Origin of the sequence: Serratia sp. CY33802 (assembly GCF_052169095.1) — a bacterium.
Taxonomy (GTDB): Bacteria; Pseudomonadota; Gammaproteobacteria; order Enterobacterales; family Enterobacteriaceae; genus Serratia; species Serratia bockelmannii.
The window spans coordinates 160179-173501 of record NZ_JBJNLL010000002.1 but is presented as its reverse complement, the minus strand read 5'-3'; the positions used below and the strand labels follow the sequence as shown (position 1 = coordinate 173501).

General features: G+C 59.4%; 15 protein-coding genes. 5 read left to right on the top strand and 10 right to left on the bottom strand.

What is annotated here, in order from left to right:
* The first annotated feature begins 53 nt into the window (after positions 1–53).
* Together ACJ8HA_RS07310 and ACJ8HA_RS07305 are read left to right on the top strand one after the other, a co-directional pair.
* A complete protein-coding gene (locus ACJ8HA_RS07310) occupies positions 54–1397 on the top strand; it encodes a 2-hydroxycarboxylate transporter family protein (RefSeq protein ID WP_016928018.1) in 1344 nt (447 codons plus the stop codon).
* A 332-nt stretch (positions 1398–1729) separates the two neighbouring features.
* On the top strand, positions 1730–3148 hold the full coding sequence (locus tag ACJ8HA_RS07305) for a serralysin family metalloprotease (protein ID WP_025302576.1): 1419 nt from the start codon (positions 1730–1732) through the stop codon (positions 3146–3148).
* A gap of 146 nt (positions 3149–3294) precedes the next feature.
* Here the strand turns inward: ACJ8HA_RS07305 and ACJ8HA_RS07300 are convergent, their stop codons facing one another.
* A complete protein-coding gene (locus ACJ8HA_RS07300) occupies positions 3295–3504 on the bottom strand; it encodes a hypothetical protein (RefSeq protein ID WP_004931526.1) in 210 nt (69 codons plus the stop codon).
* Between the two features lie 159 nt (positions 3505–3663).
* Between ACJ8HA_RS07300 and ACJ8HA_RS07295 the strand changes: the two genes are divergently transcribed.
* Positions 3664–3816: a hypothetical protein gene (locus tag ACJ8HA_RS07295; protein WP_162837925.1), complete on the top strand. Its 153-nt coding sequence runs from the start codon at positions 3664–3666 to the stop codon at positions 3814–3816.
* Between the two features lie 38 nt (positions 3817–3854).
* Here ACJ8HA_RS07295 and yniD read toward each other — a convergent pair whose 3' ends face one another.
* Positions 3855–3947 (bottom strand): small membrane protein YniD, encoded by a 93-nt coding sequence (gene yniD, locus ACJ8HA_RS07290; RefSeq protein ID WP_016928013.1) that lies wholly within the window; start codon positions 3945–3947, stop codon positions 3855–3857.
* A 338-nt stretch (positions 3948–4285) separates the two neighbouring features.
* Between yniD and ACJ8HA_RS07285 the strand changes: the two genes are divergently transcribed.
* Together ACJ8HA_RS07285 and ACJ8HA_RS07280 are read left to right on the top strand one after the other, a co-directional pair.
* Positions 4286–4678: an ASCH domain-containing protein gene (locus tag ACJ8HA_RS07285; RefSeq protein ID WP_004931522.1), complete on the top strand. Its 393-nt coding sequence runs from the start codon at positions 4286–4288 to the stop codon at positions 4676–4678.
* A gap of 4 nt (positions 4679–4682) precedes the next feature.
* On the top strand, positions 4683–5282 hold the full coding sequence (locus ACJ8HA_RS07280) for a C39 family peptidase (RefSeq protein ID WP_025302577.1): 600 nt from the start codon (positions 4683–4685) through the stop codon (positions 5280–5282).
* 55 nt (positions 5283–5337) lie between these two features.
* Here ACJ8HA_RS07280 and ACJ8HA_RS07275 read toward each other — a convergent pair whose 3' ends face one another.
* The 8 genes from ACJ8HA_RS07275 to rsmF all read right to left on the bottom strand — a co-directional run bounded on the left by ACJ8HA_RS07275 (position 5338) and on the right by rsmF (position 13255).
* Positions 5338–5577 (bottom strand): DUF1480 family protein, encoded by a 240-nt coding sequence (locus ACJ8HA_RS07275; RefSeq protein ID WP_025302578.1) that lies wholly within the window; start codon positions 5575–5577, stop codon positions 5338–5340.
* A 135-nt stretch (positions 5578–5712) separates the two neighbouring features.
* Positions 5713–6645 (bottom strand): Csu type fimbrial protein, encoded by a 933-nt coding sequence (locus ACJ8HA_RS07270; protein ID WP_025302579.1) that lies wholly within the window; start codon positions 6643–6645, stop codon positions 5713–5715.
* A 20-nt stretch (positions 6646–6665) separates the two neighbouring features.
* On the bottom strand, positions 6666–9086 hold the full coding sequence (locus ACJ8HA_RS07265; protein WP_442515364.1) for a fimbria/pilus outer membrane usher protein: 2421 nt from the start codon (positions 9084–9086) through the stop codon (positions 6666–6668).
* 67 nt (positions 9087–9153) lie between these two features.
* On the bottom strand, positions 9154–9918 hold the full coding sequence (locus ACJ8HA_RS07260) for a fimbrial biogenesis chaperone (protein WP_025302581.1): 765 nt from the start codon (positions 9916–9918) through the stop codon (positions 9154–9156).
* Positions 9919–9943: 25 nt separating this feature from the next.
* The gene (locus tag ACJ8HA_RS07255; RefSeq protein WP_162837926.1) at positions 9944–10492 is read right to left on the bottom strand and encodes a Csu type fimbrial protein; all 549 of its coding nucleotides are present in this window, start codon (positions 10490–10492) and stop codon (positions 9944–9946) included.
* 5 nt (positions 10493–10497) lie between these two features.
* On the bottom strand, positions 10498–11001 hold the full coding sequence (locus ACJ8HA_RS07250; protein WP_025302583.1) for a Csu type fimbrial protein: 504 nt from the start codon (positions 10999–11001) through the stop codon (positions 10498–10500).
* A gap of 2 nt (positions 11002–11003) precedes the next feature.
* Positions 11004–11543, bottom strand: coding sequence for a Csu type fimbrial protein (locus tag ACJ8HA_RS07245; protein ID WP_016928005.1), 540 nt, complete (start codon positions 11541–11543; stop codon positions 11004–11006).
* Positions 11544–11818: 275 nt separating this feature from the next.
* Positions 11819–13255: a 16S rRNA (cytosine(1407)-C(5))-methyltransferase RsmF gene (rsmF, locus tag ACJ8HA_RS07240; RefSeq protein WP_197759549.1), complete on the bottom strand. Its 1437-nt coding sequence runs from the start codon at positions 13253–13255 to the stop codon at positions 11819–11821.
* Positions 13256–13323 lie beyond the last annotated feature (68 nt).

Genomic DNA, 13323 nt, shown 5'->3' with positions numbered 1-13323 from the left:
ATGTTGCGCCAGGTGAATCTAACCGTACTGTACGCTTGTCAGCAGGGTGAATAATGAAACAGATAAATGCAGAACTGGCCTGTGATAAAAATACGGCATCGTCCGAATCCTCAGGATTAATTAATCAACTTCGTCAAATAGATATCGGCGCGGTACCGATCGCGTTGTTTATCACGATTTGCGCCATCGTGGCGATTTCCGCCTATGCCAACTTCCTGCCGAAAAATATGATCGGCGGCCTGGCAGTGATAATGACGCTGGGCTTTGCGCTGGCTCAGTTGGGAAAAAGCATTCCCGTGCTGCGCGATATCGGCGGGCCGGCCATTCTGTGTTTGATGGTGCCCTCGGTGCTGGTCTATTTCAATGTCTTCCAGCCCAACGTTATGGGCACGGTCCATCTGCTGATGAAAGACGCCAACCTGCTTTATTTCGTCATCGCCAGTCTGGTGGTCGGCAGCATTCTCGGCATGAACCGGGTGATCCTGATCCAGGGGATGATTCGCATGTTCGTGCCGCTGGTGGTGGGTACGATCACGGCGGTGATCACCGGGCTGCTGGTGGGCAAGCTGTTCGGCTTTACCTTCTATCACACCTTCTTCTTCATCATCGTGCCAATCATCGGTGGCGGCATCGGCGAGGGGATTTTACCGCTGTCGCTGGCCTATTCGGCGATCCTGGGCTCGACGCCGGACGTCTACGTCGCGCAGCTGGCGCCGGCGGCGGTGCTGGGTAACATCTTCGCCATCGTGACCGCCGGGGTGTTGGCGCGTATCGGCATGCAACGCAAGGCGCTGAGCGGCGACGGCATGCTGATCCGTTCGGCGCAGGAGAACGCGATGTTCGCCATCAAGGAGCAAAGCGGCAACGTCGATTTCCAACTGATGGGCGGCGGGCTGCTGGTGATCTGCGCCTTCTTTATCGTCGGCGGCCTGTTCGAACACATCGTGCATATTCCCGGCCCGGTGCTGATGATCCTGTTCGCGGTGCTGTGCAAGTACTGCCGGGTGATCCCGGCCTCGATGGAAACCGGCGCGCACAGTTTCTACAAGTTCGTCTCCACGGCGCTGGTGTGGCCGCTGATGATCGGTCTGGGCATGCTGTACGTGCCGCTGGAAAGCGTGGTGGCAGTGTTCTCGGTCGGTTATGTGGTGGTCTGCGGCTCGGTGGTGCTGTCGATGGGGCTGGTCAGTTTCCTGATTGCGCCTTACCTGAAGATGTTCCCGGTGGAGGCGGCAATCGTCACCTGTTGTCACAGTGGCCTGGGCGGCACCGGCGATGTGGCGATCCTGTCGGCGTCGAACCGTATGGGGCTGATGCCATTCGCCCAAATCGCCACGCGCATTGGCGGCGCTTCCACGGTCATTGGCGCGACGCTGCTACTCGGTTGGTTAGTCTGAGTCCAGAGTTTCTTATGGATAACCGGGGTTGGATTGCCCCGGTTTTTTTATGCGTTTTTTCCGCTCATCGTGATAATGCTGATGATTATCTTGAAAATCATTCGTATGGCGCAAATGCATAGTCGGACTTTATCTGAGAAAATTCTGTACTCGACGAAAATGTGTCTATTCTTTTCTCTTAAGGGATTATCGTTCTCATTCAGAGTGCCGAGGGAAGGCGCCACCGCATTACCGATATCCCCGTATTGATTCAACACCGGGCCGCTGCCGTTCAGGCAATCCGCCAGTTGGGGCATCCCCCCGATTGAATTGACGAATATGGAGATAAGGTTATGTCATCAAGCAATGCTTCCGTTAAGGCCGAAGGCGTATTAGCCCTGTTGGGCGCTTATAAACCCGATGAAGACGACACCATTACCGTGCTTCATCCGTCGAAAACGTTCGAAAACGCCGGCCTGGAGCTGGTGCGCGGCGATCGCAGTTGGCACGACAAGGGCGTGACCGACACGCCGGTCTCTCTGACCTACAGCTTCTGGGAAAAGGCGCCGGGCAACATGTCGAGCATGGGCATCAGCGGCTTCAGCAGCTTTAACGCCGAACAGCGCGAGCAGGCTAAACTGTCGCTGCAGTCATGGTCAGACGTGGCTAACATCACCTTCACCGAAACCAGCAACACCGCCGCTGCCAACATCAAATTCGGCCTGTTCGACTACAGCTCGCGCGGCTCCTATGCCTTTGCGTATAACCCGGACACCTCGCCTTCGGTCGCCGGGCAAACCTGGTATAACGCCAAGAACCATACCTTCGTCAACAACCAGATCCATGAGAACGAGTACGGTCGCCAGACCTTCACCCATGAAATCGGCCATGCGCTGGGGTTGCAGCATCCGGGCGACTATAACGCCGCGCCGGGCGTCAGCATCACCTACGCTAAAGACGCGACCTACTTTGAGGACAGCCGCGCGCACAGCCTGATGAGCTATTTCAGCGAAAGTAACACCGGGCAGGACTTTAAAGGCGCGTACTCTTCCGGGCCGTTGCTCAACGACATCACGGCGATCCAGCATTTCTACGGTGCCAACATGAACACCCGCACCGGCGATACGGTTTACGGATTCAATTCCAACACCGATCGCGACTTCCTCACCGCCACCGGCGCGCAGGACAAGATAATTTTCACCGCTTGGGATGCCGGCGGCAACGACACCTTCGACTTCTCCGGCTTCGGTCAAAATCAGCGCATCAACCTGAATGAAAAGGCGTTCTCGGACGTTGGTGGCCTGAAAGGCAATGTGTCTATCGCCGCAGGCGTGACGATTGAAAATGCCATCGGCGGGTCGGGTAACGATGTGCTGGTCGGGAACGCCGCCGATAACGTGCTCAAGGGCGGCGCGGGCGATGACGTGCTGTACGGCGGCAAAGGGGCGGATCAGCTGTGGGGCGGTGCCGGCAAGGACACCTTCGTCTACTTTGCGGCGGATGAGTCGACGGCGGCGGCGCCGGATTGGATCCGCGACTTCGTGCGCGGCGAGGACAAGATCGATCTGACGCTGTTCAACACCGGCAGCGCCGACGGCATCCGCTTCGTCGATCAGTTCAGCGGCAAGGCGGGCGAGGCGAAGCTGAGCTACGATGAGCAAAATCACGTCAGCGATGTGGCGATCAACCTGGGCGGCGCCTTTGACGGCAACGACTTCCTGGTGAAAGTGGTGGGGCAGCCGCTGGATGCCGGCGATTTCGTGTTGGCGTAATGCAGGCAACAAAAATAGGGCGTTTTGGGCAAAAACCCGACAATTCCTATTAATTACGTCATATTAGCGTGACATAGTAGCGCGCAGAAGGCCGGGCTTGCATACCTCGGGCTTCTGTCGAATCGCCAACCTTTTCGGTTGGCGATTCATTTTCCGCCTTTCAGCATGTTGATGGCGGCGCCGAGTAGGATGCGCCGTTCGATATCGTTGCTGTCCGCCAACTGCCGCGCCAGATGTTTTTCCAGCGTTTCCACCGACAGCGCTTCACCGCGATGGCGCAGCTGCATCACGCCGTCGCCGATCAGGCGTGCGACCTCATCCCATACGGGTTTAATCTCCTGTTCCGAGAACGTCATGGTCTACACCTCGGTGGGTTGATTTTTGCCCAATGTAACAGCTGAACTGCGGCTTCGCTACCCGCCGCCTAAAACAGGAAGCATAAAAAACAAGCCATCAGTATTTCTTCTGGTTTTTACGCTCAATACTGACGGTGTCGAAAAGCAGGAGAAAACATCATGAACTGGGTCGAAACCTTGGCGGAGTACTACCGCCTGAGCCGCACGGGTGAAACGCAGCATTGGCTGTGTCGCCGCTGGTTGCTTCAGGGGGAGGCGCGTTTGGCCTATTTGCAGGAGTTGCTGGAGCCGACCGCGCCACGGCGGCGATGAACAGGGCGCCGGCGTTCGGCCGGCGTCGTCTCGCGGCATTAACCGAAGGCGATCGCCGCCCAACGCAACAGCAGCAACGCCAGGCAGATCAGCAGCAGCACCACGACCATTTTACTGAGCTTGTTGCCCATGCGTTTTGTTGCCACGTTGCGCCCCTTTTAGCCGAAATACCACCCGCCGGCGAGGGTGATGAGGACAAGCGTCACTAACGCGACGCCGTTGAGTAAATCGCTGAAGGTATCGTCAGCATCGATGTCATTTTGCTGCATGTTACCGCCTGGCAGTCGCCATTGGGTGAATAATGTTCACAGTATGCGCCCGGCAGCGCGGCAGGCACAGCGAAGAAAGGTAAAAACGCGTAAAAGTGGCGCTGGCAAAACGCGCAGTCGCGCTTGCGACGGATGCAGACGGCCGGCAATACGTTGTACTATCCTGTCTGCATTGATGCATTTTTCCTAAAGGTATAATCATGGCGACGGCAATTCCACAGAAATACGAGCACCTTGAGCGCTGGGCGTTCGGCGATACCGAGCAGCAGGCCGATGAAGTCGTGCAATTGATCCTCAATGGCACCAAAACGGCCACCTGTTCTAACCTGGACGGCGAAGGGATCCCACAGGCCGGCGATCTGTTCCTGGTGGTGGACGGCAAGGGTGAGCCGGTTTGCGCAGTCGAGTTGACCGCGGTGGAAATGAAAACTTACGATCAGGTTGATGAAGCGCACGCCTTTGCCGAAGGCGAGGGCGATCGCTCGCTGGCGCACTGGCGCAAAGAGCTGCAGCGCTTCTTCGAAGAGTATGACCTGTTCTCGCCGGACATGACGCTGGTGCTGATGAATTTCAAAGTCGTCGACAAATTTTAATCTTATGCGCGCCGTTCCCTACGAGTGCCAGTGGGCGAGCCCGGAGCTGGCCGCCGATCTGATCGCCGGCCGCGCGACGCTGGCGCAAGACGAAAATTGGGCGCGCAGCGGCGCCCGCGATCGGGCAGAGTACGTCGAGTGGGCCAACCACGTGTGCGGCATGGCCTGCCTGAAAATGGTGCTGGGCCACCGCGACGGCGAAGCGCCGCCGCTGCTGGAGCTGGCGCGCCGCAGCCTGCCCTACGGCGCCTATGTACGCGAAGGTGAGCGGATAAAGGGGCTGATTTATGCGCCGTTCGTCGAGTATGTGCGCGAGCAGTTCGCGCTGCAAGCGGAGGTGAAGGTGGGGCTAGAGGCCGCCGAGGTGCCGGCGCTGCTTCATGAATGCCGCTACTTTATCGCCTCGGTGCATCCCTCCATTCGCCGGCCGGAGAGTACGCCGCCGCAGCGGGGCGGGCATCTGGTGCTGATCACCGCCGCCGATGCGCAAAGCGTGATCTTCCACAATCCTTCGGGCGACAGCCCGGCGACGCGGGAGCGGGTGCACCTGCCGCTCAGCCGCTTTGCCCCTTTCTTTGCCGGCCGCGGCATCGCCATCGCATAAAAAAACGCGCTGTTTCCGATGAAAACAGCGCGTCGTCAGCAGTTCTGATGCATTTTCATGCCAGCCGCATCACCCAGGCGTCCGCTTGCCGATCGTAGTGTTGCTTGTACAGCAGCGACTGTTTGCCGTCGAGGATGGCCGGGATGCTGGTATGTTCATCCCAGCCGTCCAGCTGCATGCACAGATCCGGATCGGACTTGCAGGGAATGCTCAGGGTGCCGGTGCGGTCGGCGCCGGCGTGAAGATGCGCGTCATCGACCTCGAAGCTGCCAATTTTTACGACGGTTTTGCTCATGGGAACTCCTTGCTCAATGGTGTGGTAGGAGGTTAGACCAGTTTGGCCATTGGTAAGAGCATAGCCAAATGAGCAAAAAATGCCACATAAAAATTACATTTTGGAAACAATTTCCACGCCGGCAAAACACAACGCCTAGTACTCCACCACAAAACTGAGCGTGTCCTGATAGCTGCCGACCGCCACTTCCGTCTGCGCCGCATTGACCGCCGCCTTATACGGGATGCTTTGCGCCAGGCCGGTGCCGGCGCCGCTCTGTTTGTTGGTGCTATCCCAAACGGTCGTCGTATTAGGCAAGTAAATCTGGTACTGCATGAAATTGCTGGTACCGCTTTTCATGCGTCGCCAACCGGAGACCGGGTTATTGCCGTTGGTGAAATAGGTGTTGTATCCCTCGGTTTTGGTGCAGGTCAGGGTGATGCTCTGATTGACAGGATTGAACTGCCCGACCAACGCCATGCTGCCGAAGTTGACGTTGGGCGCGGTGCCGATCAGGCAGTCTTTGGTGATGGTGACGCTGACGCTGACCGTGCTGGGTTTGTCGACGCCGTCCCACCAAACGCACAGGCCGAGCACGCCCAGGCCGCAAATATGGTAATTCCAGATCAGGTTGATGCTGTCGGTATAGGTGCCTGCGCGCACGTTGGCGCCGGCGGTGGTTTTGATATACAGCGGAAAGTTGACGTTGGAGGAAATCAGGATCAGCGACAGCAGGTTCAGCGAGCTGTAGTCGATGGTTTGGCCGATGCTGTAAGGATATTGATAGTTGGCGTCGGGGTAGATCAGGTAAGCGATTTTATCGCCGGAACCGTCGGTGTTGGCAACCGCCATATTGTTGGTGGTGGAGGCGATCTTGACCGTGACGGTGTTTTGCGTGAGCAAATTGAGGCCGAGGCCGGTGCAGTTGAGGCCGGCGGTGCCCTGGGCGTTGATCTGCCCATTGTAGACCACGAAAGAGCTGCTCCCCGGTAAGGTGACGGTGCCGTTGGTGGTGGCGCAGTCGGCGAATGCGCGCTGACAGAGCAGCAGCGAAAGGGTTAACAATAAGGCTTTCAATCCCCGAAACATAGTGACTCTCCGTCGTTGAATTAGCGGCAGACAACCGGGCCGACGCGCTGGATGCCCTGAGGCTTCGCCAGACTGAATTCCGCCTGGCACGGCGGGCCGCCGTCGGCCGGGATCACGCTCAGGCGATTGTGTTGTTGCACCGGGTCGATATAGGTCATGCCATCCCAACCGACATAGCTTTGCTGATGGCCGCCAACCACCGCCACCTGGCTGCCGTTGGCCAGCGGTTTGCCTTGCTCGTCAACCAGTTCGACGTCGGCGGCGGAGATGGGTTGGATGGGAAACTCGACCAGAAAACCGCTGTGATCGCGAATGGCGACGGTTTTTTCCACCGTCGGCAGCGCGACGTCGGCGGGCAGGCTGAGCGGATCAATCTGGAATTTCGCATGGTAGTAAGAGGTGACGGTCGGCACCAGTAAATAGCCCTGGGCATCGGTCTTGCCGATCGGCTGGTTCTCATAGCTCACCGGAATGTCGGCGTATCCTTGTGTGGACACCAGCGCAAAGGCATCGTTGATGGTGTTGGTGGCGTACACGCCGCCGTTCATCGCCACCAGCGAACCGCTGATTTCTCCCCAGTGGTTGGTTTCATCACGGGTACCGTATACGCCCGCTCGGGCTTCGAGCCTGCGGGTGCGCCAGGTCAGATCCGCCTGGCGGTAATCGCCGCCGCTCGGGTTATTGGCGTAGGCCAGATTCCAACCGAAACCGCCATCAGTCGGCGCGGCGCGGCTGTAGCTGACGCGTTCGCTCCAGCGGTTGTTGTTGTCGCGCGCGGCGCTGAAGCTGGCGGTACCCCAACTGTCGAACGGAATGGAGAGCTGCAGTTGGGCACTGTAACCGCTGCTGCCGATTTCCCGGTTCAGCGAGGCGTACAGGCTGCTGTTGCGCCAAAGCGACACACTGTAGGACAGGTTCATCAGGCGAGTTCGTTGGGCGATGGCGTCGCGTACGTCAAAATAACCGGCGCCGAGGCTGCCGAGCCGGCCCAGGCTGACGCTGCCGGTCAATTGATCGGTGCGGCGGCTCAGACGGTAGTCGCTTTTATACACGGAAATGTCGCCAAAATCGGCGCTGCGCAGGATACGTTGCGCGTTGAGGCTGAAGCGTGAGTTGCTGTAGGTGTAGCCAAAACTGCTCTGATCGCCGTGGTTGCCGGTGTAGCGATAGACGGGCTGGGGATCCGGCTGTTGCAACGGCCTGCCGGTCAGCGGGTCATAATACGTGGGGGATTGTATCGGCCGGCCACCGTTAAACGCTTCGTCGCCGGCCTGGCTGACGCTGTAGGACGCGTTGAAAACCCCCCATTGCCCGACGCGAATGTCGGCGCCGCCGCCGCCGACCGCCAATTCGGCTGCGCCTTCGGCACGTCCTTCCAGGGTTAACCAATCAGTGACGCCGTAACGTAAGCTGGCGCTACCAACCCATTGCCCGTAATCGGCAGAATTCAACCCGTAGTTGCGCCGCAGCAAACCGGTGGAAACGCTGAAATGGCTCATGCCGGTCTGCAGCAGGTTGCTGGCCACGTAGAACGGTACCGTAGTGCTGACCTGACGGCCGAGGGCGTCCGTGGTGACAACCGTGGCCTGACCCGCACCGTTAATGTAGGGCACGCTGTTGAGGGTAAACGGCCCGGGATTGATGTTGGTGGTGCTGTTTTTATAGCTGTTGATGTATAAATCGACGCTGCTGGGCAATGCTGCCTGGCCGGAAAATTGCGGTAGCGGATAGGTGATAAGATCCGGGCGTACCGCGAAATTGCGCGCCAATTGCAAGCCGCCGATGCGCACGGCGCTGCTCCAGGGGAGCGAGCCGGTGGTTAGGTCACCGGCGATCACACTCAGCATCCGCTGGTCATCGTTGAAGCGCCAGTAGCTGTCGTATCGAATATAGCGGCCGCCATCGTCGTTTGGCCCGCCGTTAAACCCGCTGCGGTAGATGCCGGTGTTGGCGATGACGCCGAAACCGTCGAACAGCCGCTGTTCGCTCCACGCCGACAGGTAGCCTGGTCGGCCATTGCCGTTGCTTTGGCTGGCATAGATGTCGTAGTTAAACAGCAAACCCAGGCTGCTTTGCGCCGGCAAGCGTTGCAGCGGTGAATGGGCGCCGATGGTTTGCTGCGGCAACCAGTCGTTGGGCACGTTGATCAGCAACTGCTGGCTCTCGCCGCTGTAGCTGACATCCACCTTCTCCAGCCGATCGACGGCGATGTCTTTCGCCTGTTTATCCGCTACCGGCAGCCCGGCGTCGAGCAGTTGCTGGGGCGTCATGTAGTAATGGCCGCCGCGATAGTTGACTGGCACGACGTTGCCGGTTTGGCGCCCGTTGACGACCGGCTCCAGATACAGCGTGGTGTCCGGCATGCTGACGGCACTGGGCGGTGGGGGCAGATCGTCGCCGAACGCAAACGGCAGCCAGCCGCCGGCCGCCATGCTCAGCATGGCAAACGCCAGCGGCTTGAGGTTGAAACGCCGCGTCGATAGCCTCTCTATCGGCTGCACCTGGGCCTCAATAAGACGGAATGGCTACGGGCTGTTTGTTGTCATTGACCGTGGCCATCAGCTTGCCGCTGCTGAAACCGCCGGCGGGCGGCAAAGCGAAGCGCATCTGTGAACCGGGCAGCACGTATCCCATCAGGCCGGGATTTAGGCTGCGCCCTTGCAGCGTCACTTTCGAGATTCGGGCATGCACTGCGCCTTGATTTCGCACCTCCAGCCAGCGTTCGCTGCTTTGCTGCTGTAAACGATAGCTGAGCTTGGGTTGGCTGGCGGTCGCGTAATCGCGCGGTTTTTCGCTGTCCTGTTTGGTCCAAATCCCCTTGCCGCTGACGAACAGCGGCACCGAGTAGCGCATCTGGAATTTCAGCCCCATTTCTGCACCGCCGGGGGCGGCATCCGATGATTGTTCTTTCACCGGCACTTCATCGACCAAAATGCGATAGGCGCGCTCCTGTCCCGCCGCCGGCGCCGACTGTTTGATCAGGCGTATCAGCTGGCGTTTGCCTGGCGCGATCGACGCCACCGGCGGACTGGCGATCACGTCGCTTTGGTTGCTGTAATCGTCTTTGCCGGCGGTTTGCTTCCAACCCAACACGCGAATTTGCATATAGACCGGTTTGCTGTCGCGATTTTCAAGCCACAGCGCGGTGGCCTGTTGTTGATCTTCAATCACCGGATCGATCGGCCAAATGAGTATGGAAGCCGCGGCCAGGGCGTGCTGTTGGCTTGCCAGGAGCAAGGCTGCCGTTAACGGCAGACGGAAGGGTATGCGCATAACTCAATCCTTATTGCAAAAAAACTTAATAAGTGACCGTCAACAAGACCGTATCGCTGTAAACGCCACTGGTGGGCAGGGTACTGGTCGAAAACAGACGGGCGTAAACCTTGATTTCTTGCGTGCTGCCGGTGGCGGCGACGGTCTGCGCCGCGCCGCCGTTAGCGCCATCGCCCCAAAGGGTGGCGTAGTTGTTGTCTTGATAAAGTTGATACAGCAGCGTTTCCGACGTGACGGCGTTTTGTAATTTTCTGCCGCCGGCGATGGAGCCGGTCACGTGATTGCCGACGCCGAGGGCCAGCGTGACGCTCAGCCCCGGGTTGCAGCGAAACAGCACCGAACCGGCGCCGCTGCTGGAGACGACGCTGACTGCGTTGCTCAGTGAGGACAACTGGCCGAAGTTCAGGGTGCCGAAGGTGGTCACGTCACTGACGCCGCTGCCCAATACGCAGCCTTTAACCACGGTTGCATTGACGGTGAACGGCTGGCTTTTGGTTAAGTCGTTGACGCCGGTATCGCTTTGGGCCGGGGAAAGCGGCAGGCAGAACAGCAAACCGCAAATTGAAGCGCGCATCGTCATTACCAATTGATCGTGACCTGTACCGTATCGGTGTAGCTGCCTGTCGGAGGTGTGGATTGCGCCGGAATCATGCCATAGACCGGCAGCCAGTTGTCCGAACCGTTGGCGGTTTGTGACACGCCCGTCAGATTATCCCAAATGGTGCTGTGGGCGGCGTTGGTATACAGGTTGTAATTCACCCGTTGGCCGGCCGCGCTTTGCAGGTAGCGGGCAGCGGTATTGCCGCTTTGCCCGCCGCCAAGCAGAACGCTGTAGCTGGTGCCGTTGGTGCATTTCACCCGAATGGCGCCGGCGTTTTGTTGCCCGGCGACGCTGGTTGCGGTGCTGAGAAAATACAGCGTGCCGAAATTCAGCGTGCCGAAGCTGACATTGCCGCCTGAGCTGCTGCCGGCCTCACAGGCGCTGAGCAAGGTCGCGCTGACGCCGAGGGTCGCGGTTTTACTGTCGGCCTGCGCCAACAGGCTGCACGCCCATAATCCGCAGCAGCAAAGCGCGCGCCGCACCGTTACCAGGTGACCGTCATCGTGACGGTGTCGTTATAGGTGTCTGCCGCCGGGGTAGAACCGGCCGCCGGGACGCGGCCATACACGATCAGCGGAACGGCGGCGCCGGTGCCGGTGCCGGTCCGCGCGTTGGCGCCGCTGCCCCAGGCGGTGGTGCGTGCGGCATCCTGGTACAGGTTATAGCTGATGAAGGCACCTGCCGTGCTGGCCATGCGGCGTTGGGTGCCTGAAGTGACATGGAGCCCGTTGTCCAGCGCCACCGTGTAGTCTGTGCCGGTAGTGCAGGTCAATGACAGCGTACCGGCCCCCCCTGCGCCGGTGGCGCTGGCGTCGATGATGTTGGCCAGTGAAGAGTAAGTACCGAAGCTGATGGAGCCGAAGTCGTTGACGGAACCGCTGCTGCTGCCGCCCCCCACGACGCAACCGGCGCCGATGGTCAGCGTCACGCCTAACGTGCCTTGAATGGTGCCTGCTGCGTTAGCCGCGCCGTTGGCGCACAGCAGGGTTGCTACCGAGGTCAATGCCATCAGAGTTTTTTTCATCTTATATTCCTTGCCGTATGAGAGAAAGCCCGCAAAGACGCCACCCAGAGGTGAGTTGAACGTATTCATTTAGCTGCACTTTAATTAATAGAATAAGAATCGGGAATTGTCTTGATGAAAACGAGAAACTTTTTATTCTCATTCCCCCGGTTGACGGGGCTTGTAGGCGAGGTATACCGATAAAGTGAAATGATTAGAATAATAACGAACGGCGATGGGAATATTATTAGCGTTATTTTATTGCCGGGGAATTTCATTCCCCGGCGCGGTATCGTTTACAGGTGGAAATCCAGCACGCCGTCGCGCACCAGTTCGCGCGGCAGGTTATTCTTTATGCGGCTGCCGATGCGTTTGGCGATGCCCAGCGGTTGCCCCTGATAGGTGACGATGCACTCGTCGCCCGCCGGCGGCTGCTCAGGGTAGAGATCGCGGCCGTGATACCACTCCTGGGCCAGCGCGGCGTCCAGCTCGAAATGCTGTTTGCCGCCGGCACCCGCGAGGGCGATCGCCGCTTCGTGCTGCCAACGGAAACCTTTCGGGAAGCGCTCCGCCAGCTTGAGGCCGATACGCGAGAAGCGCACTTTGCCAAACAGCGGCTCCAGCTCGGCCGGGAAGAGCCAGATTTCCTTGTCGCGCTCCCACAGTCGGCTGTCATCGCCCCAGGTTAAGCCGGATGCGGCGGCGGCTTGGGCGACCAGCGCCGCCTCTTTGCCGGATAGCGGGCTGAACGGGAATTTACCGACTTTATAGGTCGGCTTCGCCAACGGCGCCACGGCGTGTTTTTTACGCAGGCGGGCGACGAAAAACCCTTCGCTGTCGTAAATCTGCGGGAAGACGTGCAGGAAGCCTTCGGCGGTCAACGCCTTGTCGGCGCCGGGGAACAGCTCACCCAGCGGCTCGACGCTGACTGCGTCGCCATAGGTATCCAGCAGCCAGCGCACCACCTGCTGATTTTCCTGCGCATTGAGCGTGCAGGTGGAATAAACCATCACGCCGCTCGGTGCCAGCGCATGAAACGCGCTGTCGATCAGCTCGCGCTGGGTGGCGGCGATCTCGGCGACGCTGTCCGGCGACCAGTTGCTCATGGCGTCCGGATCCTTGCGCACCACACCTTCGCCGGAACAGGGGGCGTCGAGCAGAATGGCGTCGAAACTCTCCGGCAATGCAGCGCCGAACACCCGGCCATCGAAGTGGGTCAGCGCGGTGTTCTTCACGCCGCAGCGGCTGATATTGGCGTGCAGCACTTTCACCCGGCTGGCGGAGTATTCGTTGGCGACGATGCCGCCCTGGTTGCCCATCAACGCGGCGATCTGGGTGGTTTTGGAGCCCGGCGCCGCCGCCACGTCCAGCACTCGAGTAGGCGCCGCGTCGCCCGAGAACAGCGCGCTGACCGGCAACATCGAGCTGGCCTCCTGAATATAGAACAGACCGCTCAGGTGTTCGGCGGCGCTGCCTAATCGCAGCTCTTCATCGTCGCGCTCGATCCAGAACCCTTCCGCGCACCAGGGAATGGGCTCCAATCGCCAGTCGTAATCCTGCACCAGCGCCAGGAAGTCGGCGACGCTGATTTTCAGCGTGTTGACGCGCAGACTGCGGCGCAGGGGGCGCTGGCAAGCGGCGATAAAATCGTCCATCGCCAGCTCGGCGGGCATGATGGCGCGGGTGGCGTCGAGGAAAGCGGGGGGCAGAAAAACGGCGGTGGATTTGGCCACGGGGCGAACTCTCAGGGTGCAATAAAGACAAGGGCGAGAGTTTATCACAAAGCGGAAAAAAACAGGGC